This window comes from Methylophaga sp. UBA1464, assembly GCF_002325665.1.
Taxonomy (GTDB): domain Bacteria; phylum Pseudomonadota; class Gammaproteobacteria; order Nitrosococcales; family Methylophagaceae; genus Methylophaga.
In genome coordinates, this window is sequence record NZ_DCSO01000052.1 from 5,037 (window position 1) to 5,254 (window position 218).

1 protein-coding gene is annotated in these 218 nt (G+C 50.9%); it reads left to right on the forward strand.

Going from position 1 to position 218, the window contains the following annotated elements:
• Positions 1-218 (forward strand): hypothetical protein (locus tag B3O33_RS06110; protein WP_292363196.1); only part of this gene is annotated, 218 nt, incomplete at both ends.

Below are 218 nucleotides of genomic sequence, written 5' to 3' on the forward strand. Positions count from 1 at the left end.
TACAGGCTCGTGCCTACTGGGTGAACCGTTCAACCGAAAATGCCCGTAACTTGCTGGATATGTTGCTGTCTGATGGCAGCAGAATAGCTGAATTGCAACTGGTCGGCTCCCTGCGCTTTGCTTTGCATTCCCCCGAAAAAACACAATGGTTGTCCCCTGCTGAAATTACGCAACAACTGGATGTTGCCCGACCGATTGTCTGGTTGCTGGATCACGAT